General features: G+C 68.5%; 14 protein-coding genes and 1 pseudogene. 8 read left to right on the top strand and 7 right to left on the bottom strand.

Annotation, left to right across the window (positions count from 1 at the left end):
- Window positions 1–89: 89 nt before the first annotated feature.
- Window positions 90–938: a hypothetical protein gene (locus tag ACFXPL_RS34670; RefSeq protein WP_384927137.1), complete on the bottom strand. Its 849-nt coding sequence runs from the start codon at window positions 936–938 to the stop codon at window positions 90–92.
- Window positions 939–1,319: 381 nt separating this feature from the next.
- Between ACFXPL_RS34670 and ACFXPL_RS34665 the strand changes: the two genes are divergently transcribed.
- A complete protein-coding gene (locus ACFXPL_RS34665) occupies window positions 1,320–3,188 on the top strand; it encodes an ATP-dependent endonuclease (protein ID WP_384927136.1) in 1,869 nt (622 codons plus the stop codon).
- The gene (locus tag ACFXPL_RS34660; protein WP_384927135.1) at window positions 3,185–4,933 is read left to right on the top strand and encodes a UvrD-helicase domain-containing protein; all 1,749 of its coding nucleotides are present in this window, start codon (window positions 3,185–3,187) and stop codon (window positions 4,931–4,933) included. Before ACFXPL_RS34665 ends, ACFXPL_RS34660 begins: the two co-directional genes overlap by 4 nt.
- 311 nt (window positions 4,934–5,244) lie before the next feature.
- Here ACFXPL_RS34660 and ACFXPL_RS34655 read toward each other — a convergent pair whose 3' ends face one another.
- A complete protein-coding gene (locus ACFXPL_RS34655; protein WP_384927134.1) occupies window positions 5,245–5,625 on the bottom strand; it encodes a hypothetical protein in 381 nt (126 codons plus the stop codon).
- A 1,087-nt stretch (window positions 5,626–6,712) separates the two neighbouring features.
- On the opposite strand from ACFXPL_RS34655, the gene ACFXPL_RS34650 reads away from it, so the two are divergent.
- On the top strand, window positions 6,713–8,560 hold the full coding sequence (locus ACFXPL_RS34650; protein WP_384927138.1) for a SpoIIE family protein phosphatase: 1,848 nt from the start codon (window positions 6,713–6,715) through the stop codon (window positions 8,558–8,560).
- Window positions 8,561–9,039: 479 nt separating this feature from the next.
- Here ACFXPL_RS34650 and ACFXPL_RS34645 read toward each other — a convergent pair whose 3' ends face one another.
- The 3 genes from ACFXPL_RS34645 to ACFXPL_RS34635 form a co-directional block, all read right to left on the bottom strand.
- A complete protein-coding gene (locus ACFXPL_RS34645) occupies window positions 9,040–10,308 on the bottom strand; it encodes an MFS transporter (protein WP_384927133.1) in 1,269 nt (422 codons plus the stop codon).
- An 841-nt stretch (window positions 10,309–11,149) separates the two neighbouring features.
- Complete coding sequence (locus ACFXPL_RS34640) at window positions 11,150–12,235, bottom strand: response regulator (protein WP_384927132.1); 1,086 nt, start codon at window positions 12,233–12,235, stop codon at window positions 11,150–11,152.
- Entirely contained in the window at window positions 12,228–12,446 is a 219-nt protein-coding gene (locus ACFXPL_RS34635; RefSeq protein ID WP_384927131.1) for a hypothetical protein, read from the bottom strand. Before ACFXPL_RS34635 ends, ACFXPL_RS34640 begins: the two co-directional genes overlap by 8 nt.
- A 961-nt stretch (window positions 12,447–13,407) precedes the next feature.
- On the opposite strand from ACFXPL_RS34635, the gene ACFXPL_RS34630 reads away from it, so the two are divergent.
- From ACFXPL_RS34630 to ACFXPL_RS34615, 4 genes and pseudogenes are all read left to right on the top strand, one after another.
- The gene (locus ACFXPL_RS34630) at window positions 13,408–16,233 is read left to right on the top strand and encodes a dsDNA nuclease domain-containing protein (protein WP_384927130.1); all 2,826 of its coding nucleotides are present in this window, start codon (window positions 13,408–13,410) and stop codon (window positions 16,231–16,233) included.
- A 417-nt stretch (window positions 16,234–16,650) separates the two neighbouring features.
- A complete protein-coding gene (locus ACFXPL_RS34625; RefSeq protein ID WP_384927129.1) occupies window positions 16,651–17,409 on the top strand; it encodes a TnsA-like heteromeric transposase endonuclease subunit in 759 nt (252 codons plus the stop codon).
- Entirely contained in the window at window positions 17,406–19,817 is a 2,412-nt protein-coding gene (locus tag ACFXPL_RS34620; protein ID WP_384927128.1) for an integrase, read from the top strand. The genes ACFXPL_RS34625 and ACFXPL_RS34620 overlap by 4 nt, the downstream gene beginning before the upstream one ends.
- 45 nt (window positions 19,818–19,862) lie before the next feature.
- Window positions 19,863–20,531, top strand: a pseudogene (locus ACFXPL_RS34615) (ATP-binding protein); the annotation flags it as partial.
- A gap of 251 nt (window positions 20,532–20,782) precedes the next feature.
- On the opposite strand, the gene ACFXPL_RS34610 reads toward ACFXPL_RS34615, so the two are convergent.
- Window positions 20,783–23,299: a Helicase associated domain protein gene (locus tag ACFXPL_RS34610; RefSeq protein ID WP_384927127.1), complete on the bottom strand. Its 2,517-nt coding sequence runs from the start codon at window positions 23,297–23,299 to the stop codon at window positions 20,783–20,785.
- Between the two features lie 420 nt (window positions 23,300–23,719).
- Here ACFXPL_RS34610 and ACFXPL_RS34605 point away from each other — a divergent pair, with 420 nt between their 5' ends.
- Window positions 23,720–24,712 (top strand): hypothetical protein, encoded by a 993-nt coding sequence (locus ACFXPL_RS34605; protein WP_384927126.1) that lies wholly within the window; start codon window positions 23,720–23,722, stop codon window positions 24,710–24,712.
- Between the two features lie 30 nt (window positions 24,713–24,742).
- Here the strand turns inward: ACFXPL_RS34605 and ACFXPL_RS34600 are convergent.
- A partial coding sequence (locus ACFXPL_RS34600; protein ID WP_384927125.1) for a hypothetical protein occupies window positions 24,743–25,062 on the bottom strand: 320 nt, incomplete at its 5' end.

Below are 25,062 nucleotides of genomic sequence, written 5' to 3'. Positions count from 1 at the left end.
GGGTATTTCCGTGGTGCTGGCACTGATGTGGTTCTCCTTCGCCAGGATCGTAACCCTGGCATCAGGGACTCCACGAATCTCAGTACAGCTCACTTGGCCAGGTGTATGGCGTCTTGTTCAACGCCGGTCCAACGGGATGATGTCTCGAAGGAGTGGTGCGCGCGGGCGGCCTGGCGCCAGTCCAGGGGCACGTGTTCCGCATCAAGTTCAGCTGTCCAGGCGTGTTCGCCGACGGTGACGATTCTCAGGTGGGTGCGGGCGGTGAGTAGTTTCTGGGCGAGGAAGGGTGCTCCCTGCAGGTCGGCTCCAGCCAGGTCCTGAGCGGTCACGGCCCGGGTGTGTACGACATGGTCGTTGCCGTCGTCGTCTGTGAAGTTGCCCGGTCCGAGCGGTTTGATGACGAAGGGCTCGCCGAGTTCAGCCGCGAGGAACTCGGGGTCGGTGCATATAAAGGTGTCGGGCACGCGCAGCCCGGCCGTCTGAGCGGCCCGGTATTGCACCAGCTTGTTCTCTGCAGCGAAAAGCGCGTCGACACCGCACAACCACGAGATGCGGGCGTCACGGAGCAGGGCGGCGAGTACCAGCATGCGTGAGGAAAGACGTGCCGCAGCCCGGCTACCCAGGACGGTTCCCGTATCCCACCCGGCGGGAGCCAGTCGTCTGATCCAACCGCGGGCAGTGGCTGTCGGCGACAGGTGAACAGGTTCGCCGGCCAGGTCGATGAACGTGCCCTCTGCTGGGCTCAGGCGGTACAGCGCGGAGGGCAGCGTGTCCGCGTCGACGACCACAGTGCCCTGTTTCGGGAGCCGTGCAAGGACAGCGCCAACGTGCGGATCTGTTGCCTCACCGATCAGGAATGTGCTGACCGGGTTGCCGCCCGAAGCCCTCGGTGTCGGGGCTGCTCCAGTATCAGCTGGTGCCTTCGGTTGAAGTCCCATGGACTGAATCGTAGAAGATTCCACAGGTACGCACTGCAATACCGATGCGTGCGTGATCTTCCTCGGATCTCGGGTAAACCGTGCTGTGCTGGGCGAGCAGCCACGGGCTTCGGGGCTTGGACCGGGGCTTCTTCGTGTGCGCCGTGTCGGCAGGCCCCGAGGACTGCTGTGGTTCGGCCGTCTCGTTGGAGCCGGTGCCGGTTGGCCAGAGGAAGACATGGGCGGTCGCGCAGCCTGGTGTCGGCGCGCACCGCCTGGAGGAAAGGTGTGTGGCTGCGCCGGGTGCCGGCTGGGGTCCGAGTGCGGCTGGGGCTAGCATCACGGGAGGGGTGATCGCTGCGCCACGCGCGGCGGTGACGGGGAGGGGGACCTGAGGTGCATGTGTCTGAGGTGCTGATCGAGAGGTTTCGGTCATGCGAAGAGGCGCGAATACCGCTGCAGCCGGAAATCACTGTGCTCGTCGGTGAGAACAATGCGGGCAAAAGCACTGTGGTCGATGCGGTGCGTCTGCTCACGGATCCGTTGGACGGTCGCAGGTCACGGTACTTCGACGAGGCTGATGTCTTGAAGACCGCGGTCGAGCTGGGCGGTCCTTCGCTTCAGCTTGAGGTGTCCGGGATCGGCCCGGAGCAGAGTGGCGCCTATTTGGAAGCGATGGTCCACGATCCGGGGTCCGACGGCCGGACAGCCCGGTGGCAGGTGTCCTACGCCCCTCCGCAGGGAAGTGGCCGCCGTGGCAGCACTGCCTGGGCCCAGGGCCCCGGGCATCCGGTGACGGGTGAGCCTCCAGCACGGGGCGGGGTGCGGCATGTCTATCTGCCTGCGCTGCGTGATGCGGAGCGGGAGCTGGCGTCGGCGGGCGGAGACCGGGTCCGGCTGATCCTGCGCGGGCTGCTGGGTGACGATGAACAGGTGGAGGCTTTCGTCGAGCGTATCGGCGAGCAACTGAAGAAGGTTGCCGCAGATGCGCACGTCACTGCGGTAAGCAAGAAGATCAACGGTCCGCTTGGTGACCTGACTGCGGGCACGCACCCGCAGGAGAGTGAACTGGCGCTTGCTGAGCCCACGTTCGCCTCGATCTCCCGCTCGTTGCGTGTCCTGCTGGGGGACGTCGGTGCGGCGCCGTTCCCCCTGGCTGCCTCGGGGCTGGGTTACGCGAACACCTTGTTCATCGCCACGGTGATGGCAGAGCTGGATGCCGCCGCGGAGTCCGACCTCACGGTGTTGCTCGTGGAGGAGCCGGAAGCGCATCTGCATCCGCAGCTACAGACTCTGCTGCTGCGCTATCTGCAGCGGCGTGCTGGAGAGTCGCGTAGAAGGACGCCTCGGGACCCCTGGGAGCCGGCGGGGCACCTGCAGGTGCTGGTGACCACCCACTCCCCCGTCCTGTCGGCTGCGGCCAGCGTCGAGAACGTGATCGTCATGGCCCGCTGCCCGGCGGAGCTGTCCAGCGGCTGGCGGACGCGGCCCCTTCCCGTTCCCCGGCTCGGGCTCAGCCCACGCCAGGTGCAGCACCTGGACCGCTACCTGGACGCCACCAAGAGCGCGCTCCTGTTCTCCCCCCGCGCCATTCTGGTGGAAGGCATATCCGAACTCCTCCTGCTCCCCGCCCTCGCGGAGCGTGTGCTCACCGCGGGCAAGGGAGCGGACGCCTCGGCTGCGCGGACCGCGTTCGAAGCGTTGGAGAGGTTCTTCGGAACGACCCGCGTGATTGTGGACGGTGTCGGGTTCGAAGTGTATCTACGGGTGCTGTTGGCTCCCGTGGACGGGATATGTCTGGGGCGGCGGGTGGCCCTGATCACCGACACCGATGTGGCGCCCGGAGAACCAGAGCCGGACAGGCTCATGTCGCTACGTGAGCTGCCCGCAGACTGGAGATCGCCCGGGCAGCTGCACCTGGCCGCGGCCCCGCTGACATTGGAGCCAGCTCTGTGGTCGCCGGACAACTCGGAGGCACTGCGCGCGGCCTTTCTGCGCTGTGCGCCTCATTCGGAGGGACGCTGGGAGCAGATCATCACGGCGTCTGACACAGCCGTTGCCTTCGGAGAACTGTTCGTGCCCAAGAAGTCCCGAACCCTCGTCGGGGATGACGGCGAGCTCGCCAAGGGAACGCCCGTGTCCAAGGGACTCTTCGCCCAGGAACTCGCGGATGTACTGGCCGACCCGGCTGTCCCGTTCACCGTGCCGCCCTATCTGGTCGCAGCGATCCGTTTCATCACCGCACCGCACGATGGCGAGGCGGAGACGTGACAGCGACCAGCAGGCCGACCGATCTGCGGACCGGAGCCGAGGAACAGCAGCTGGCGGCGGTCACCGTCCCGGCGCCCGCTTACATCCCTGCATGCCCAGGGGCGGGGAAAACGCATGTGATCACTATGCGCCATCTGCAGTCACCGGCACGGCCCCTGCGGCAGGGAAGGGCTCTGATCTCCTTCACGCGCGTGGCGCGGGACCAGATGGCCCGGCGATGCCGCCAGGCCGGGCGCAGTGATCTGGTCCAGGCTCCACACTTCATCGGCACACTGGACTCATTCCTGTGGGAGTTCCTGGTCAAACCGCTGCGTGCCGCGCATCCCGTTCCGCGGATGCTGGAGTCCTGGGCGGGTGTCAAAGCACCCGTGCAGGGCTTGGACCGTGACATCCCTCTGCATCGCTTCCCTATGACCCTCGACCCTTCTCGCGTGCCGGCCCAGGAGGCCGTCGCCTGGGACAAGATCGACTACGAAACTCAGAGGCTGCTCGGCGCCAGCATCTACGATCGTGAGGAGTGGCGGAAGAAGGTGCTGGAGACCCGGGCCTCGTGGTGCGGGCGCGGATACTTCACCGGCCACGAGGCCCGGTTTCTAGCTCTGTGGAATCTGCGCAACCCGGCAAAGGCTGCGCGTCTGCTGCCGCCGCTACTCTCCCGGTTCGCGGAAGTGATCGTGGATGAAGCACAGGACTGTTCCGCCGCGGACCTGGCTGTGCTCGAACTGCTGCACGGCGCCGGGCTTCCGCTGGTTCTCGTCGGTGACCCGGACCAGGCCATCTACGCCTGGCGCGGAGCGGAACCGGCCGCGCTGCAGCGGCTCGCCGGCAAGCTGACCCCTTCCCCCACGCCCTTGACCGGGAACTGGCGCAGCTCCCCAGTCATCTGCCGTCTGGCCAGCACCTTGCGTGCCGGGCAGCGGCCACCGGACACGTCCGTGGTCCGCGAAGACTCGATCCCCGTCACGATATTGCCCACACAGTTCGCGGCTTCAGGCAGTAACCACCGGCACGCCTCCACCGGCGCAGGCATCGTCGAGGCTTTCCGTACTGTCGCCCAGGGATACGGCATCGCCACCGAAGACTGTCTGGTGACCGCGTACAAGTACGCCACGCTGCCCGGCATCATGCGGGAGAAGCCCCAGACCAGCCAAATCACCGGCCTGGCCTGGGCACACACAGTGGCTGCCTCGGACGGAGCCACGAGCAGTGAGCTCAGCCGGGCCTGCACGATCGCCGCACGCGTGCTCTTCGGATACTGGTATCCGGACGAGAACGGAAGCACGGAAAGGCTCTGCGCCACGCACCGGTTGTCGGTACAGCAGGCCAACCGCACGGCATTCGCTTTCCTGCACAGCCTGCCCCCACCTCACAAAGAATGGGGCACGGAGGTGTGGCAGGCGATGAAGGCGTGGCCTGCCCCCTCCGGTGCCGACCCGCAGGGCACCAGGGGGCGACCGGCCGGGAAACCGGTGATCGCCCGAGCAGTCCGGTCGACCGGTGTGCGCACCAACATCGTTCATCAGCTCAAGGGCGACGAAGCCGATGGCGTGATGCTGATGCTGCCTGACGCCGGGAGTGTGAGGCGCTGGGCTGATGGTGATCCGGCAAGTGATGAGATGCTGCGCGTCTGGTACGTCGCTGTCACCCGGGCCCGTCGCCTGGCCGTCCTCTCCGTGTCCCAGGGGGAAGCCGAGGACCTGGCCCAACTACTGCGCCGACACGAGGTGCCCGTCCGGTTCGTATGACCGTGGCGGGCAGCGTCTGGACGGATGTGTCTCTGCCCGGAGCGCTGAATGCCTCGGCCGCCGACAAGCGCGCTGTCCACGTCGCGACGGAGGGCTGGGCAGGCGGCCGCTCCTGGGGCCGTGAACCCGGGGGCGGCTGGCTTCTGCATTCTCCATGGCACCACGAGCGTCGCGGCGATCGTCACCTGGCAGTTCAACGCCCGCCGACCACCACCCTGGGCCGTAGTCCTGCTACGCCCCCGCCCGCAGGGGCCCTGGAGCGACGTGCACAGGGTGGGTGAAGGGCCGCCGGTACGTCTGCGCGCCGCGGCTCACTGGGCCGCCTCGTACCGGTCTACGGGCTCGGCGGCGAACGTCCCGTCGCAGAGGGGTACATCGGTGAGTTCGAAGCGCTCCCGGTGGCCGCTGATCAGCCAGGTGACGACGGTGCCCGGAGGCCGTGTGCTCGTCAGCTGTACGGGGCCGCAGTCGCCTGACGTGCCGAGCAGCGTGTAGCGCTTGGCTTTTGCGCGTGGCGTCCCGAAGGTGCTCTGCGCCTGGGCGGGGAACTCCGGAGACGTGAGGGTCGTAGCTGCCGAGGTTCTGGCGCGCTGTCGTCGCCGGGCGCGGAAGCACCACATCACAGTGCTGGCTATCGCGGCGGAGCCGAGGGCCCCTACGAGCTCCGGCAGGGCGGCGATGAGGATATCCATGATCTTTCGTCTCTCGTGTCGGGCAGGCCGGGCCTGAAGATATGAGGATTTACTGGCTCAGAGGCAATTCGAGGATCCACCTGCGACAGGCCTTCGCTGGCAGGTTGGATGTTGTTCCGCCGACAACACGGGGTTGTTCGCGATAACCCGTGAAGGGGCGCCAGAAGTGACTGGGGCGAAGCGGCCGGGCCGTCCGTGGGGGCCGGCCAAGGGGCCGTGCACCGAGATCAACGAACTCGTCGCCGTCGTCCGGTCGTGGCTAGACGGGGCCGCCTTGAATGTCGCTCAGCTGCACGCCCGGCTCACCACCGAGCACTTCCACGACGGCACGGTCCCAGAAATCCGGAAGTTACGTGAGCGGCTCGCGGGCCAAGGACTGACCTGGGACCTGGTCGAGGCAGTCGCGGACGTGTGCTTTCACCAGGAAGCCCAGGCCGTGACCCATGGCCGCCTGGAACCTGCTCGCGCCCTGTGGGAAGCCGCTCGGACACACCCGACCGTGGTTGCCGCAGACGGCGAACCGGCGGTGTCCGCGCGAGACCTCTTGCAGGCCCAGGAACGAGCCCTCGGTGCGCTGGAAGAACTCAACCGGGTGAGACGGGCATTCGAGGTGAGCGAACGTGCGCGAAACCAGTCGCTGCAGGTCGCGACCGTTCTCTTCGCTCTTCTCGGGCAGGCGCAGGCGCATGTCTCTGAGCTGACCCGCCGCCTGGACGCTTTGAATGCGGGTCCGCATCCCGATGTGACGAACATCAGCTCGACACGCCACCGTCTGGGGCGCGCCAGGGCTCAGAAAGAGGATCTCGGTCTGCAGCTTGCCCGCGCCGAGGCTGAGAGGGAGAAGGCTCAGGCTCTCGCTGATGTTGCGGCGCGCCGGATTCTCGCGTTGGAGGCCGAGCTGCGAGCCCTGAGGACTGCAGACAGCCCTGGTGCCCCGCCCGGGCCGGATCAGAGCGTCCATCTTCCTCAGCAGGTCACCAGCGGACCCGATGAGGACAGTGCTCTCGACCAGGTGGACGAAGCGCTTACGAAGGCACGTCTTGTGCTCGACCGCGAGCACGAGACGGTGAAAGAGGTTGCGGATGAACTGGGGTGGCAGGTCACCGTCGGTGCCCCCGGTGCGGTGAGCCGGGGGGTCTTTACGGCTGGCGATTCGACCGGCACGGGTTTTGCCGGGAAGGTCGATGGGACCGGGGAGTTTTTTGGAACAACCCCGAACAACTCCCCGACCAGGGGTGATGGTCCGGGGACGGAGCTGGTGGTGAAGCGGGAGTCTGACCGCATGCGGTTCGTCGGAGCGGCAGCGCGGCGCATTTCCGGCGGCATGGACATCGACGAAGTCGTCCTGGCGCTCTGCAGGGCTACCGTGCCCGTGTTCTCCGACGTAATTCTTGTCTACCTTCGTGATCCGTTGCCGGTTGGCGACCAGCGGCCTCTGTCACCGTTCTTGCTGCGGTTAGGGCGTAACGAAGGGAGGCCCTCGTTCCGGCTGGACCCCGTGTCCGAACTGAGCGAGATCCGTCCGGGAGGAGCACTGTCGGAGGTGCTTCGAGGGGTGCGGCCGGTCTTCGGCGGTCTTCCTGCGGCCGGGGCCGCGCTGTCCGAGCTGCTGGGCGGGGACTTTTGTCCGCCCAGCAGGGATCGGGTGATTCTCGCGCCGCTCCGCGGTCGCCGCCGGGTGATCGGCGCTGCGGTCTTTGTGCGTGATCCAGACAGGCCTGCGTTTGCGCCGGACGATCTGCAGGTGACGGCTCAGCTCGCGACGCAGACCGCGCTGGGGATCGACAAGGCGGTGCTGTACGGCCGCGAGGCCTACATGGCCGACGAACTGCAGCGCACGATGCTGCCTGACTCGTTGCCGCAGTCGGCGGGTGTACGGCTCGCCTCCCGCTACCTCACGGCCGCGGAGACCGCGCGGGTCGGCGGCGACTGGTACGACGCGATCCCGCTGCCCGGCAGCCGGGTCGCCCTGGTCGTGGGCGATGTCATGGGCCACTCCATGACCTCCGCCGCGATCATGGGCCAGCTGCGGACGACGGCCCAGACCCTGGCCGGTCTGGACCTGCCGCCGCACGAGGTGCTGCACCACCTCGACGAGCAGGCCCAGCGCCTCGGCACCGACCGCATGGCGACCTGCCTGTATGTGGTCTATGACCCAGTCGCCCACCGCATCACCATCGCCAACGCGGGCCACCCGCCGCCCATACTGCTGCACCCTGGCGGTTGGGCGGAGGTGCTGAAGGTGCCGCCTGGCGCGCCCATCGGCGTCGGCGGAGTCGACTTCGAATCGGTCGAACTGGGCGCTCCAACGGGTTCTACGCTTTTCCTCTATACAGACGGCCTGGTGGAGAGCCGTATGAAGGACGTATGGACGGGCATTGAGCAGTTACGGGAGCGTCTGGCCAGCAGCGGGCAGTTGGCCGGTCCCAAGCAGTCGCCGCTGCTGGAGGCCCTCTGCGACGATGTCTTTGAGATCCTCGACCCGGGCGATCGTGACGACGACATCGCGCTGCTCGCGGCCCGCTTCGAGGGGATTACCCCAAGCGATGTCGCCTACTGGTTCCTGGAGCCGGAGGACGCAGCACCAGGCCGCGCCCGCCGCCTCGCCCGGCAGGCCCTGGCTCGCTGGGGCCTCGAAGGGCTCTCCGACTCGGTGGAACTGCTCGTCAGCGAGCTCGTCACCAATGCCGTCCGGTATGCGGAGCGGCCGGTAACCCTGCGGCTCTTGCGCACCGACGTGCTGCGCTGCGAGATCGGCGACGACTCTCCGCAACTCCCCCGACAGCGCCGGGCACAGGACATTGACGAGGACGGCCGCGGCCTGTTCCTGGTGAACCAGCTCGCCCGGCGATGGGGAGCGACCCGGCTGGCCATCGGGAAGATCGTCTGGTTCGAGCTGAAACTGCACCACGATGCAGCACTGCCCCCGCACTGACAGTTTCCCCACCTACTCCTGGCAGAAGACGGCCGGGAGTCCAGCAGCAGGCAGGAGAAGTGGTCAGCGCGCAGCCGGGTGAAGGAATTGTCTGCGCGGTGGTGAGAACGACGGACTGTCGTCTCTCGAGGCTCTTGAGCGCGGCACCGGCCAGTAGGCCGCGCGGCGCTGACGCGCCTTTTCAACCCGCTGTGCCGGGACGTCCCGGTCCCCGCAGTGCTTGTCGCGGTCGCGTTCCAGGCGCAGTGCACGGCTTTCAGTGACTGGCTGGTCGCCAGCGCGAGTGCTTCGGCGATCCTCCGCCAGGGTATTGCGGGTGCGGGCGGCGCGGATCAGGCCCAGTTCGAGGCCGTCCAGGTTCCGGCGGACATCGTGCCGGGCCAGATTCAGGAGCCCGGCCAGCCCAAGATGAGCCAGACCGTTCGCCTGACACTTGCTTCACGTGCGACAGAGGCAGGGCCCGCTGCGAGGCATGGAGTTCAGGGCGTCTTGCGGTTCGTGGACGAATCCCGCCGCGTGGCCGGCAGGTTCGGCACCGTGGTTTCCGCGGGCGCGGACGACTTCGGCCTGTCCGGTGATGAGTCCCGCAGACCGCCGAGTGCCATGACCGTCATCACCACCGCGGCGCCCGCCGCCACACCGAAACCGCCGTGCGCACCGCCCGCGTCCACCACTCGCCCCGCGACCGCCGCGGCGCCTGCTATTCCTGCCGCGCTTGCGGAGTTGCCCCAGGTGAACGCTTGAGTGAGAGCGGCGCGCGGGACCGCCGACTCGGTCAGGACGGAGGCGAGGATCAGCAGGACCGGCACGGCGAGTCCGGTCAGGGCGAGGGTGGCGCCGACCGCGAGGGGCGCGTCGAGGAAGGTCAGCGGGAGGCTCGCGAGAGTGAGGCAGGCGGCGGCTGCGGCCTGGCGCCGCCGGGGTGAGCCGCCGTGGCACCATGCTCCATAAGCCCAACCACCCACCAGATTAGTGCAGTTGGAGGCGAAATAGAGCAGCGCTGCCGCGTCCGGCGTGCCGCGTTCGACGGCGTAGGCGGCGACGGACACCTGCATCGCGCCGAAGAACACCCCGAGCGCGAGGCTGAGCGCGACCTGCCGCAGGAATGGGGAGCGGAGCAGTGCGCGTCCGGCGTGCCGGCGTTCGGCGCGGCCGGTGAGGGGCGGCAGGCTGCGGCGCTGGGCAGCGAGGGCGAGTCCGCCGCCGACGACGAGCGCGGCGGCGAGCAGCACCCCGGCACCCGGGCGGCCCGCTGCACCAAGGGCGCTCACCAGGGCCGGGCCGGCCAGGTAGGACACGCCGTTGGCGAGGGCCTCCAGGGCGAAGGCGGTGGGCAGCGCGGCGGCCCGTTCGCCGGACAGCAGGGCGGACCAGCGGGCGGCGGACAGGGCACTGAGCTGGGGCAGCGTTGCTCCGACGAGCACTCCGGCGACGACGTCCGGAACGGCGCTGGCGAGCAGCAGCGCCACGGCTCCGGCATGTGCGCCCAGTGCGCAGGGAAGCACCCGCGCCTGCCCGAACCGGTCGACAAGGCGCCCGATTTGGGGCCCGGCGACGGCGTCCGCGACAGCGAAACCGCCGGTGACCAGACCCGCGGCGGCATACGACCCGGTGCGTGCGTGCACCAGCCAGACGATGCCGATCCCCGTCATGGCGATGCCCAGACGCCCGACAGCGGCGGGAAGGAAGAAGGCCGCGGCACCCGAAGTGCGCAGCAGGGTGCGGTAGTTCGCCGAAGCCGAAGGCACGACGCATCCCTTTCGCCGCCCAGCGGGACGCGCCACACGGGGTCGTCGGCGTCCGGATGTGCCGACCCGTGGCTGCGCCTGAAGCCGTCCAGTGGTGGCGTGGAGCGGGGACGCGCACCCCACGCCGACTCCGTCACCGGGCAGATGTCATGCGGTAGTTGATGACCTCCTTGAGCGTAGAGGAACGGTGCGCAGAAACGAATATGGGAGCAGTTGTTCCCCTGGACAGGTGATCGTCGCTCTAGAGTTTGCACAGCACACGGCGCTTGAGACCAACGTTGCTTACGGGGCGCAACAATCGAGCTGCAGACCGTAGTGAACACATCGCGATGCACGTGCACCTCCCACACACATGCAGCACGGCTAGGAGAGCGCACCACCACGAACCTCATCACAGATGTCCTCGCCCACTTCGTCGGCTGGCTGGTCTAACGGCGTCGGACGCCGAAGGCGCCGTCTCCCCTGGCCCCACGGGGAGGCGGCGCCGCGTTTTCGGGCCCTCGGACCTACACCCCTGCGGCCTTCCGCATCGCCCCGCCCAACTCCCCTCGCAGTCACAAGAATTCGGCTGTCGCGCAGCCTGGCGACGTCTCCGCCCGGTTCGAGGGCGGTGCTGCCGACGACGACCGTGGGGACGAGGACCAGTAAGAGCTCGGAGTTTCGCTCGCGTGAAGAAGGCGCGGGCCGGATGACAAGCAGTTTTCGCCTCTTCGAGCTGGTCGTCTCCGCGGGGCCCCGGATCTGTTCCAGCGACCGTGGACGTCCCACGCCTCGTTGCCTGGGGCTGGTTCCTTGGTGCGGTACCTCTTGCCCGCGTCGTCGGCCGACGCGGGCAAGAGGTTCAGTCGGCGGGATGGGTGATGCGGCGTTCGAGGTGGATCTCGGTGAAGACGGCGACTTTGGCGCGCAGGGCCCAGGGGTCGAAGGGCTTGCTGATGTAGTCGACCGCACCGGCCGCGTACCCGCGGGCGGTGTGCTCGGGGTCTATGCCCATCGCGGTGAGGAAGATGATGGGAACGTCCCGGTTGCGGGGGCGTCGCTTGATGTGGGCGGCGGTCTCGTAGCCGTCCATTTCTGGCATCTGGACGTCCATGATGATGACGGCGAAGTTGTCGTGGTGGAGCAGTGCCTTGAGAGCGTCTCGGCCGGAGGTGACGGTGACGAGTTCCTGGTCGAGTGTCCCCAGTACGGCTGTCATGGCGAGCAGGTTGTCGGGCTTGTCGTCCACGACAAGGACCTTGGGCATGGGCTGCGGCTGCTGCAGAGGCAGCGGCGCCGGCCTTTCAACGGCTTCGAGTTGACGCTCCAGCAGGTCGCAGCGCGCCTCGGCGTCCGCCCGCCGCTCCTGCGCCTCTTGGAGTTCGTCGCCCAGCCGCTTCACTTCCTGCCTCAGGACGTCGCGCTCCCCGAGCAGTTCCGAGACGTCGGGGTGTGCGGCTGCCAGCTGGCCGGCGCGTTCACGCTCGGCGGTGAGCGTCGCCTCCATGTGGTTGAGGCGTACTTCCAGGTCGGCGATGCGGTGCTTGCGGTCCAGCAGGGCGTCTCCCAGTACGTCACCGCGGACGGTGGAGCGGCGCGAGACGTGGTCCGCGTCGGCGAGCTGCTGCTCGATGATCTGGGCTGCGTGCTTCGGGGAGGAGTTGGCGTCGAACGCCGATCCGTAGAGCCCGCGCACGAACTCGATGGTCTCGGGGGTGACGGTGGTGCCGCGGTGCTCGGCGAGATCCGTCAGCATGTCCATGATCACCGGCCAGGGAGGTAAGCGGGTCCCGTTCAGGTATCGGGAGAACGTTCCGGGGTCACGCCGGCGTCTGGCCGCATACCGGCGAACCGACACCTCCAGCCCCTCGAACAGCTCCCGCAGTACCTCGGCGAGCGCCCGTGACTCCTTCGTCAGGTCCTGCCCCAGGGGGCGCAGCTCACCCATGGTCGTGTCCCTTCCCGCACACTTCTCCGGTTCCTGCGGTGATCAGGCGGTCGAAGAACGGAGTCGCCAGCCCGGTGACGGCCAGCCCGGCGAGCACGCCGCGCGCGGTGCCTTCCTCTGCCAGCCAGGTCAGTCCCCCTGCTGCCGCGCCGCTGAGCGCGGCGAGCAGGAAGACCAGGGCTGTTCTCAGCGGCAGCAACGGTCGGTCCACACGAATCCCCATTCGTCTGCCCGTGCCCGACGGCACGGGAGGGCGCTCCCGCCCGGCAGACCGCCAGGAGGGGTGACACACAGCATGGAGCGTCGTGCGGGCGTTGCAGTACGTCATCAAGACGACAGGTAACGAAATCCGCTGTTGCGCCGGCCCTGCCGCGCCCCGGCCCTCCCGTTCGGGCAGATCAGATCGCTGACCCCGCAGGGCGTTGCCAATGTGTTGCCGTGCAACGTTGGCAACGCGGAGCAGGCACAGCGGCAACACCAGCACCTTCCGGCACAGGCATAGACACGGGCCCGGTACGACACCGCCCGGGCCTCCGGGCAGAGAATCGGCTGCCACCTGCTGCAAGCCTGCGTGATCACGCTCACCCGGCACTTCCCGCCGCGCCTTCCCCTGGTCCGGGGCCACAGAGCGGCCGACGCAGTCTCTGGTTGCCGTGCCTGCTCGGCGCGGGCCCGTAACCCGGCGTGGACGGCATCGGCCTGCCGCGGCGTTCGGCCCGCGCGTCCTGGATCGGTGCTGGGTCATCTCCGTAGCGGAGCGGCCGACGGGAACGCGTGCTCGCACCACGCGTGGCTGCCGCTCCGCCGTCTCCGCGCAGGGCGACGAGGTAGGGCGCGTTGACCGCCCTCCAGCGCGCCTGGGCGGACTCGACGAGCTGAAGACCATGGCAAGCACGGCAGCCACGCTGCCAGCGGCCTGGTGACCTTGGTCCTCAGGCACACCGTCGCGAAGGTCGATTCGATGGGATTCGTGTACGAGGCGGAGTTCGACGATGACTCAGACCACCCAAAGCGTGTGGGGGAACTCCTGCCGGGTGCAGGCCTCGATCCGGCCATGGGCATTCGCTCCAGCCGATGTCTGGTGCCGATCTCGCCGGTCAGCGGCCCGCATGACACGGTTGTCACTATGCTGCGGGTGCAGGGACCGGCCCACGGAGGGGATTTCGGGAAGGATGCAGGATCCGGGCCATCTTCCGGCGCCAGACGACACGGGCTCGGCAACCGAAGAGCGTTACGCCTACCAGGCGCAGGCCGCACTCCGTGCGGTGATGGAGATGCTGGCAGGTGGCGAAGTGCTCCATGTGACGTGCGAGCATTTCGAGGATGTCCTGGTCGCCCGGTCCTGCAGCACGGTGCCGGGCGGGGTAACACTGTGGGATTTCCAGCAGGTCAAGTCTCGGGAGACACAGGGTAGTTGGACCTTGTCCCGGGTGCTCAGGAGTAAGGCTCTGGCAAGCCTTCTGCGTACCCATCGGGCCTTGAAAGAACATCAGGACCTGACGTACCTCCTGACGGTCGGAGTGGAAGGCCCATTGAGCTCCGACACTGATGTGCGCGCCGTCGCGCAGGGGCGGGGAGGAAGCACCGCGGAGCGGCTCTACAAGATCGCCAAACATCTCGATGCAGACCCTGGCGAGACAGCGGAGTTCCTGCGGCTGGTACGCATCGAGGAACTTCCGGACCGTTACGAGCTGGAGCGCCGCAACCGCGATGTGCTCTTCGAATTGGCTCCTCATCTACGGGTGGGAGAAGTCGAGGCCCTGCACGCGGATCTCCTCAGCCGAGTCACACTCGCGATGCGTGGGCGCCTGGGACCGCGTTGGCAGGCGCTGGTGACACAGCTCGATGTACCGGAGACGATCCTGCGTAAACGTCTGACGCCGCAGAAGCTCCGTGACGTTGCGCTGCGTCTGACCCGCCCCGATCTGGCCGACTATGTGCGCGCGAGCCGGCTTGCAGTACAAGCACATCCCTATCCCGAGGTCGGGTCACCGGGCATGCCGTCGCTGAGTTCCGTCTACGTGCCTCAGCGCCTGTACCGGGTCATGTTCGAGAGCGGGCAACCGAGGAGCAGTCCGGCAGATCAGTCTCCCGGTGATGCCGCAGACGCCTCAGCGTTCCTGGGGCGCGCACTCGTGTGCCTGGTGCTTGCCGGCCCGGGCGGCGGGAAGTCCAGCCTCCTGCGTGCTGTGCAAGCCGACTCGGCCGAGCGCTGGCTGGCCTGCGAGGACCAAGGTCCGCTCGGGGTAACGGTGCCTGCCACGGCTCTGCTCGGTTCTCCTCTGCCGGGTGCTCTGGCAGCGGCGGCAACCACACAGCTGGCCGCTTTCGCTCTGCAGCGGACGCTGTCCGACGAACTTTTTCTCAGTAGGCCTGCCCAGGGCGCCTGCTGGCTCGTGCTGGTCGATGGACTCGATGAGATCACCGACCGGGATGACAGGCAGAACCTCCTGCGCACCCTCGCGAACTTCGCCGCTGAGCCCGACCCGCTGTACCGGTTCGTGGTGGCCACCCGGCCGCTTCCCGAGAAGGATCTCGGCATCCTGGGCAATGACGTACCGCGCTACCAGTTGATGCCCTTCTCCCGTAGCGAACTGTTCAGCGCAGCCCAACGCATCCTGGACGGCTGGGGTGTACCCGACTCCGGGGACGCGGCAGGCCGGTTCGTCCGAGTGCTGGACGACGCGTACGTCACCGAGTTCGCCCGCAATCCGCTCATGATGACGATGTTGTGCCAGCTCTATGCCGCAGATCCCGGGCAGTCCCTGCCCGCCACGCGCGGGGCTCTTTACGCGAAGTTCACCGACTTGCTCCACCGCCATATGAGTGGCAGGGGCCAGTCAGGCGTCCGGAGCCAGGCAGAAGCCGCCATGGCGCGCTTCGGTCCCACCGCCTTGTCGCGGGCCCATGACCTGCTCGATCAACTGCCGGACACGATCGACAGCCTGGCGTCCGGCCTTCTCAGCGGCAGCGAAGCATCCTGGGTCAGCGCGCTGGCCGACCAGGACAGCGCCCGGCGCCCCCGCGCCGTTCCGGAGGACGACTGGAAGGATTTCCTGGCCTCGGTCCTTCGTCGCAGCGGGCTGCTCACCCGCTCCGGACATGGTTTCTCCTTCCTCCACCAGACTCTTCAGGAGTACTGCGCTGCACGCCACATCGCACGCGACCCCTCCTCCCATGCTGCAGAACTCGACCGGCTGCTCGCCCCCTGGAGGGAGAATGCGGGAAACCCGTGGGGAGCGCCGTTGGACACCGCCTCCTACATCGGGTTCCTCATCGACCCCGGGACCGCCTCGCCGACCGATCCCACCGCCTCTCTCAGGGCCCTGGCGGTGCCTGGCAACATCCGTGGGTGCCTTCTGATCGCCACCCAGTTGTCCCTGGGCACCCTGCTCGCCGACAAGCGGAAACCACTGGTCCGGGCGGCCTCGCAGGCCATGGCAGCAGCGAGCGCAGATCCCGACAGCGAGGCCACTGCACGCGTCTGGGCGGCGAATGTGTTGGCGGAACTGGACCTCCAAGAGGGCACCATCGCGCTTGAGACACTGGTGGACGATCGGCTCCTGGACGAGGAATTCAATGAGGACCCGCACAGTCCGGATTTCAGCGACCGTCTTCTCGCCGCCAGATCTTTGCTGGAGCTGCACCCGCAGCGGGGGAAAGATGCCTGCCACCGGCTCGTCCACGACCTGTACCTGTACGACTCCGTCCGGGTACGAGCCGCTGAAGTACTCCTGGCTGTTGGGGACGAACGCGCCTGTCCCGCCTTGGAGTACCTCGCCGAAGCGGACATCCATTTCGACGACCGCCTCGGCGCAGCGAACCGGCTCGCGCCCCTGGATCCCGAGGCGGCAGTTCGCGTGCTGCACAAACTGATCGAGGACTACCGGGGCGACCCGGACTGGCTCGACTGGTGCAAGACCGCCGCCCAGGCACTGACCGATCTGGGCGACCCGCGCGGCCGGCAGATCATCGGCGAACTGTCAGTCGGCCTCTGATACCCGCACCGAGGACAGGTGCAGCTGTACACGACGGACGCCGCAGGGCAGTCCGATGGCCGGGCCCACTCTCCCGGCTGCCAGCACCAGGGCCGTGACCGTGGCGTCACCCGGTACTACGACCTGGTGGCCGTCGAACAGATGCTGGGTGCCGAGCGGATTGACCCGTGCAGCAAGCGCGGCGACTACGCTACCCGCCGCCTGCGCTCCCTGGAGAGAATATTCGCGCAGCCCTCAGACAGCCCGCGTCTCGGGTGAATCTCAAGGGATCCTGTGGCCTTCTGAGACTGCTGGTACCAGGACTGTCCGGATCCGTATTGCCTGCCGCTTCGGGGCGGTGGTCGTTGTGCTATTGGTCTGGCTGTCCGTTGTCTGTGGCGTGCCTCAGGCAGTACGACTTGATGCCAGGGAGGCGTCATGGCAAAGGAGTTGCGGGTCCTTCACTTTGACACCAACGGGGTCCGCCGGACCTTGCCAGCGGACCGGCTGGCAGGGGTGGCGCTGGCGGAGCGGGGCGAGGTGTGGAAGCCATCGCGGCATCCCTCACAGCGCAGCATCGTGACCTGGTGGTGGGCGGCGACCAACAGACGGCTTGTGGGCTGCCGTTCGCTGGATCGGCTGTCGACTGCGATGCTGCTGGACTTCCATCCCGGTGTGGTCGATTTCGGTGCTTGGTCGGCGCAGTTGGTCTGGCGGGAGCGGGGGCGTGACAGGTTTCTGGTGCCGGACTTCTTCGTGCGCACCGTTTCCGGGTCGACGGTGATGGTGGTCGCCCGGCCGGTGAAGGGGCCGGGCGAGCGGTTCGAGCGGCAGATGTCTGTGTGTCGCGAGGCGTGCAGGCAGGCGGGCTGGCAGCTGGCGACGCCGCAGTTGCCGAACCGGACAGCGCTGGCGAATCTGCGGTGGGTGTCGCGGCGGCGGCATCCGCGCTTCAGTCACGCGGACGTGGAGTCCGCGCTGGCCGGCGCGTTCGCAGAGCCGCAGCCGCTGGCGGAGGGTGTCACGGGATGCGGGGTGCCGCGCTCGCTGGCCTTGCCCCGCCTGTATCACATGCTGTGGAAGCGGCGTCTGGGCGTGGACTGGGCTGTGCCCCTGAGTCCTGGATCACTGGTGGGGCCGATAAGTGCGGGCAGGCCGGAGGCGATGGACCGCCCGTTCGCGGCGGAGCAGCCGTGAACGGGGCGGGGCCATTCCCTGCGGCGGAGCGGGCGTCGCTGAAGGTGCGCAGCGCACCGCGCGGGGTGTTGGCGCGCGGGGACGAGGTGCGGTGGCGAGGCGGCCGGTATCTGGTGGCCGGTCTCGACGGGATGACGGTGGTGCTGGACCCGGTGGGCGGCGGCGGGGTGCCGGCCGGCGTACTGCTGTCGGTGCTGGCGGCGGCGGACGACTTCGCTGTCCTTGATGCGGCCGGGCATCCCTTGGTCCAGTCGGAGATGCCTGACTTCGCGGAACTGGAGGGTGTGCCGATCAGTGCCGCGGAGGCGGCTCGGCGGTGGCAGCGCGCAGTGATCGAGGTTGACACCGGGCTGCCACTTGGGGCGGCGCCGGGTGCGCGGCCGCGGCCGGCATTCGATCCGGCGGCGACGACGTTCATTCAGCGGTACCAGGCCAAGGCGGCCGAGATGAGCGCGGTGCTGGGCAAGCCGGTGTCCTGGCAGACGGTGCAGGCCAAGCGGCTCGCCTACTGTAAGCGGCGCAGCGTGGTTGATCTCCTGGACGGGCGGAGCACGAAGCGGCGGCGGCTGTACGGGGCGACCGACGCGCTCGTGATGGAGCAGCTTCTGGTGCTGGTCGACCGCCAGCGCCGGCGGGTGGACGCGCCGTCGGACGCGCGGAAGCTGTTCAAGTCGCTGCGGCGGGTGATGCGTGCTGCGCACGGGGAGAACGTCAAGGTCCCGAAGGAGCCGACCCTGTACAAGCTGCTGGGACGGCTGGGCATCGATCCCAGGGACTGGGACTCTTCCCGTGGTGCGCATGTGGCGGGAGCTCGGGTGCGAGCGCCGTTCTCGGTGACGAAGGCGACCATGCCGGGTGAGCTGGTCCAGATCGACTCGACCGATCTGGATGTGTGGGTACTGGGGGACGACGGCCAGCCCGCCAGGGTTGAGCTGACACTCGCGATCTGTGTAGCGACACGCAGCATCATCGCCGCGGTGCTGCGGCCCAAGCAGCCGGGCCGGCGGGGCAGGCGGCGAACGGCCGGCCAGGGCGGCCTGGTGTCGGCGCCACGCGCAAAGGGGCGGGCGACGAAGGCGGTGGACGCCTGCGAGTTGCTGGCGCAGGCTCTGGTCCCGGCGCCGATGCGGCCCGGGTACGACACGGCCGTCCACGCCAGCTTCTCGGATCTGCCGTATGAGGAGCTGGTCGCTGTCGACTCCCGGTTCGCGCATGCTGCGGCCCGACCGGTGATCATTCCCGACCTGGTCGTCATCGACCACGGCACGGTGTTCGCCGGGCGGACGTTCTTCGACGCTTGTGAGTACCTGGGTATCTCGGTGCGGCCGGCCCGCAAGCGCACCGGCCAGGACAAGGCGGTTGTCGAGCGGAGTTTCGGGTCGGTCAAGTCGAAGTTCAGTCAGCACGTGAACAGTTACACCGGCCGGGATCCGGTGCGGGTACGGCGGACCGTGGACGGCGAGCAGTTGTGGACTCTTGCCGAACTCGATGCCCTGCTCCAGCAGTGGATCGCCCTGGAGTGGCAGAACACGCCTCACCCGGAGCTTGCCGACCCCTACGACGCCTATCTGCCCCATTTGACGCCGAACCAGATGTACGCGGCGTGTGTGGCAGTGGAGGGTTACCTGCCGGTCCCGCTGACCCGCGAGGACTATCTGCGGCTGCTGCCGACGGCGTGGGTCGGGGTGAGCGAGCAGGGCATCCGGCTGCACCAGCGCACCTACGACCATCCCTCCCGGGATCCGCATCAGGGGCTGAACCCCTACCGGCGCACGCGCTCGGACCTGCGCGGTAAGAGGAAGGGCCGTTGGGAGGTCCGGTACACCCCCAACGACCTGTCCCGGGTGTGGCTGCGCGATCACAACACCAACCGGTGGGTGGAGGCCACATGGGTGCACAGCCATGTGGTCGGGGCGCCGTTTACACAGTTCCTGTGGGACATCGCCGTCTCTCAGCATCTGGAGCGCGGTCGGCGCATCGAGGACGAGGAGGCGATCGCCCACGCTCTCGCCGAGTTGCTGGAGCGGGCCGAGCGGGGGCCCGAGCAGGCTCGGCGGGTGCTGGTGCCGGACGGCTACACGCCTCTGCCCGAACCGGCTCCGCAGCGGGAGTTCGACCCGTACGCGGGGCGCGGTCCTATCGACTGGTCGAAGGTTCCCGAGGTCGTCGCGGACCCGGACAGCGATCCTCTCGGTCTGGACGACACCGGTCTGTACGGCGGGCCGAAAGGGGATGAGGGGCCGGAGATCGACTGGGAGCAGGCTGCGATGGCGCCAGATCCCGCACTCGACGCCTGGGCACGTGCCGGCGGGGCGGAAGGCAAGGAGGAGAGTCTCAAAGAGCGCTACCAGCAGATCTTCGCCGAGTTTGATCAGGCTCAGGACGCCCCCTCCGACGACGCCCCGTGAGGTGGCGGAAGGGGTCGCACTGACAGAGAGGAGAACACCGTGAAAATGGAGCTGACGGTCGAGGAGGAACGGCTGCTGCGCGATACGAGCGCGGCCGGGCCGTTGCTGCTGGCGCCGCCGACACCGTCGTGGCCGCAGGACTGTCATGCGTGGAAGGCACTCGCCCAGTCGTCGTTGCACGCCCCGAAGCTGGAGGACAGCGCCCCGGAAGGGTCAAAGGTCGGCAGTCTGGACCCGCGGCTGCTGTTCCACGGACACCTGCGCACGGTCAGCACCCCTGCGATTGCCAAGGCGAAGCGACTGGTGGCCGAGCAGATCATGGCCAACCAGCAGCGTCGGCACGGCAAGGCCGGGGTCATCCTGGACGGGCCGCGCGGGACGGGTAAGAGCACGCTGCTGCAGGCGATCGGAGTGCACTGGGAGCGGCGGCTGTCATCGCTGTACGGGCCGGACGAGAATCGGATCCCGGTCATCGTGTTGAGCGTGCCCCCGCCGACACGCGGCAGCATGCGCAACTGGCCAGGCACGTTCGCACGGTTCCTGGGGCAGGAGCGGGAGAGCGGGGACCCCACCGAGTCGGTGATCCGGGCCATGCGCAACGCGCGGACGCTTCTGGTCCTCATCGACGGCATCGAGCGGTTGCGTACCGCTGCGGACGCGGAGCTGGCCTTCCAGTACCTGGACGTGATCAGCGAGGAGACCGGGGCAACGTTCGTCTACTGCGGGCGTGGTGCCCAGTTCATCGTCGACCCGCTCACGCGGGACAACGACACCAAGCTCGATGATATGGAGCAGTTGCGGGGCGACCACATGGTGCTGCGTACGAGCCGGATGGGGTTCAGCCCCGAGGAGTCGATCGTCTTCGCGCGGGTCATCGACCTGTTCGATGCGGAGCTGGTGCTGTATCGGCACCAGAAGCATGATCTGCGGGAGGTGGCCGAGTATCTGCATAAGCGCAGCCGCGGCTACATGCGGTCGCTGTCCCAGTTGATCTGCCAGGGCGCGCAGATCGCGATCCGCTCGGGCGAGGAGCGCATCACGCTGGAGGTGTTGGAGAGGGTGTCGCTCGGCCGTGTCGTGAATCTGTGACCGGCTGGCCAGGGCGGGTGCGGTGTGGCCCGGTGCCCTGCGGCCGGCGGCGTTATGCGGGCGGTGGGCCGGGGAGGTCTGCGGGCGCGGAGGGCGGGGCTCCAGACCATGCGCAGCGCTTCGAGGGCGCGGCGTTGTTCTGGGGTGAGGGCTTCTGGGTGCTTGCGGCACTGGTGGATCCACTGCCCCAGCGCGAAGGCGGGGGCGTCCGCGTTGCGGGGGGCGGGTTCCATGTGGCGGCGGGGAACGTCGAGGTGGCCTTCGCGGTCGAGGAACTCTGCGGCGTATGCGAGGCCGGCGTAGAAGGCGTGGCGTTCGGGGTCGTAGGCGCGGTGGAAGTTCATGATGTAGGCCATGGGTGGGATGCCCAGGCTGATCAGTAGTTCTTGTTGGCGGGGCTGGAGTTCGAAGAACTTCACCCGCTGGGCGAGGACCCAGTTCGCGGTGGCGTGGTTTCCTGGTCGCGGGGTGGTGGAGCGCATGGTGGGCGTCCAGCCGGTGGCGGTGATGAGCGCTCTGGCACGGATGTAGCAGCGGTTCCAGTGCGTGCCACGGCGCCAGTCCGGGGCGATCGCTTCGAGCGCCTGACGGTGCTCGGGCGATAGCCGTCCGGTCTTGGCTTTGTGGCGTTGGGCGGCCAGCCAGGAGCCGATCGGATGGCCACCCCTCTTCTCCTTGACGGGAACGCAGAGGTCGCCGAATTCGGCCGCCCAGGCTCGGGCGTGTTCGAGCATGGACTCAAACGTGCGGGTCGGCGTCGCCCACACCATGCCCAGTGCGTCCAGGGCGTGCTTGTGCTCGGCGGGCAGGCGGCCCAGGAGGTGGCGCAGCCGGAGGTTGGTCACGCACTCGCCCAGGGCGAAGCCGTCGGGGTCGGTGTAGCGGGCGGGGACGTCGAGGTGTCCGAAGGAGTTGCGGTAGCGGTGGGCGGATGTGTGGGATTCCTCCCAGGTGCCGGTGGCCGGCACGGTGATCTCCAGGCCGAGTGCGCGGGCGAGTTGCGCGGCTCGTTCAGGGCGGGCGTAGTAGGTGGCGCGGGCGGGGGCTGTGCGGCTTTCCCTGCGGGCCGGCAGATCGATGTGGTCCATGAAGGAGTTGTCGTGGGCGCGCAGGGCCCGCAGGAGGGTGAGGAGGTTCCCGAAGGCGGAGTCTTTCAGCAGGCCGTTGGTGTCCAGGCCGTGGCGAAGGTAGATGGGGATGACCAGGGTGGTTTTCTTGCCCGCGCCGGGTGGTTGGCGCAGGCCGCGGCCGATGGCCTGGATGGCGTCGATGACGCTGTAGCGGGGAGCGGCGAAGACGACGGAGTCGACGTCGGGCATGTCGACTCCCTCGTTCAGGACCCGCACGTTGGACAGCACCGCACACGCGCGGTCGGGGTCGGGGTCGGCGAAGTCCTCCAGCAGGTCCCGGCGCCGGTCGCCGGGCTGTTCGCCATGGATGACCCGGGACCACAGGCCCCCGATACCCAGCTGCTCGCCGGCTTCCTGCGCGGTGGTCGGCAGGGACTCGGCGAAGGCTTCCGCGAGAACGATGCGGTTGTGGAAGACCAGGGTGCGGCGCAGCCCGTGTTCTACGATCGCGCGCAGGACCGCGACCTGGATCGCGCCGTTGCGTACGCCGTCGTGGTGGGCGGTGTTGGCGGGGCGGCGGTCGGCGAGGATGCCGTGCAGGTCGGCGTCGTCTACGACGGGCATCACGACCTGGTAGTCGGCGAGGAGGCCCCGCTCGATGGCCTCGGCCATGCCCAGCTCGAACACGGTCGGGCCGAAGATCTCACGGTGGTCCATGGTGGCGAGGGGGGCGCGCTCCATGAGCGGGTGAAGCTCGGTGGGGGCCGACGCGGCCCAGACCCGGGGCGTGGCGGTCATGTAGATGCGGGTCTTGGCGGGGACTGCGGCGTCGTCGTGGATGGTGCCCCAGCCGTCGCCGAACGCGGAGCAGGTGCGGTGGGCCTCGTCGATGATCACGAGGTCCCAGGGCGGCAGACTGTGCAGCTCGTGGGCGGCGCGGATGTGGTGCAGGGAGCCGTAGGTCGAGAACACGGTGACGGGGCCGGTCGTGCGGGCGGCCCGGGCAATGGTCTGCGGGCCACGGCGGCACAGCACCGCCTCCGCTCGGTCCAGGCCGCTCTCGGTCTGGCTGAGGGAGCAGACCGCGAGTGCCGGCCCGGTCCGGCCTGCCTCACGCCAGCGCCGGACGGTCTGGGTCACCAGAGCTTTGGTCGGCGTCAGCACCAGCACGGTGCCCTGCGGTGCCAGGCGCTGCGCGGCCTGTTGGGCGACCAGCGTCTTGCCCGTACCGCACGCCGAGACGACCGTCATGCGTTTCTCACCGGCTGCCGCCGCGGCCTGGATTGCGGCCAAAGCCGCGACCTGGTGCTCCCGCAATTCCATGGCGGCTCCGTCCCCTCCTCGGGGCGGCGCCCCTGCATCGGATCGCGCGGAAATGTACTGGCCGACTGGAGCGGCATCGGAGATTTTCGGCCAAAGACACGGCCCGCGCCAGCGGGAGCAGAACCGTCGGTCCACGCGGATGGACGGCCGTCGGACGTATGCGGGCTTGCCCGTCCCGGCGTGAGAAGCGGATGCCGTGCCGGGGAAAGCGTCACCCTGGTACAGGGGTGGCAGTGAAAGGGGTACGTGAGAGTGGTTCGTGCGGGAGGCGCTGCGGCTGGCCGGCCGCGGCGGAAGAAGCCCTGGCGTCCAGCACAGCGGCTGGGGCTGTCGGTGCGGTTCATCGGCGGGGAGTCGACCGGCTCCTACATCCGGCGTCTGGCAGATGTCAACGGGATCCCTGACCGGGAGTTCTGGCCCATGTTCGGCACGCCGCTGCGCAAGGACGGCATACCGGATGATCCGCGCTACCGCGAGGGCTATCTCAATGCGGCCGCGCTGGACCGGCTCGCCGTGATGACGGGCCGCACGGTCGGCGAACTGCGGTCCGCTCTGCCGAACCTGCGCACGAATCGGCTGCTGACCGCGGCGGGCGGACCTGCGTGGGACTGGCCCTGGGACACCCGCGGCTGTTTTCTGGTGAGGATGTGCGAGGTGTGCGCCCGTATCAAGGGCACGGCGTGGGATTCCTATCTGGCCGCCGACGCGACGTGGCAGGTCTGCGCCGCGCACGGGCGGTGGCTGGACAACCGGCGCGAGCCCGGAACCACGGCCATCGCGCTGTCAGCCGTGCCCGAGGTCGCGGACGCCCACCGTCTGCGGGTGCTGTTGGAGCGCCGGTTGGGCGCGGGCGGGCGGGCCATGTTTGCTGACGCCTACGCCATCGCGTCGTGCTGGTGGAACGTCCCCGTGTTCAACGCTCCGGCGTGGCGCACCCGCAGGCGGGCACTGGGCAGCGCGGGCCGGGACGAGCTGCGCGTCGCGCCGCTCGTGTTCTACCCGGAGGCCGTACACCTCGCGTACTGTCTGGCCGCGCGGGAGCGGCAGTGCCAGCGCGGCGCCCTGACCGAGGAAGCGGACCGGGCGTGGCTGGAGAAGGTGGCGGTGCTGCTGAAGGAGTGGGGCATCCCGGTGGACGGCCTGGCCGTGGTCGAGGAGTGGATGGTGCGTCATCCCCCGGCGTCTCCGGCGCCTGTGGGCCGGGCCGGGCTTGAGGAGGGGGAGGACGACGTGGAGCGGCCTGCCCGCGGCCGCTACCGGCGTCTGCCCTTGCCTGCCCCGCACACCGGCCTGGTATTGGGTGCGAAGTCGACGTTCGTGGACCGCTCCTGTCTGCACTGGCGGCTGGGCGACCTGATCACCACTCAGCTGCAGCCGGCGGCACGCGGCTGGTCTTTGGGCGGCCGTGCGTGAGCACTCCCCGCGTCCGCCCGGAAGGGTGGTTCACTGCGGGACTTCGACGAAGCCGTAGTAACCGAGCACGTCACGCAGATGCTCGTGGGTCACGCGGTGCAGACGGACGGCCCAGCTGCGGGCGGTTTCCTCGTCGGGCAGTCCGCCGATCGAGAAATGGACGGGCCCGGTGCTCCCCCACGCCGCCTCGCCCGTGCGGACTGCTTTGCCGATCATCGTTAGCAGCTCGAAGGCCGTTTCGCCGTGCACCACGACCTGAGCTGTACTGAGATTCGTGGAGTCCCTGATGCCAGGGTTACGATCCTGGCGAAGGAGAACCACATCAGTGCCAGCACCACGGAAATACCCCG

It is taken from the genome of Streptomyces sp. NPDC059092 (assembly GCF_042756365.1).
GTDB lineage: Bacteria > Actinomycetota > Actinomycetes > Streptomycetales > Streptomycetaceae > Streptomyces.
The sequence above is the reverse complement of the archived record's forward strand: the minus strand, read 5'-3'. Positions and strand labels throughout refer to the sequence as shown.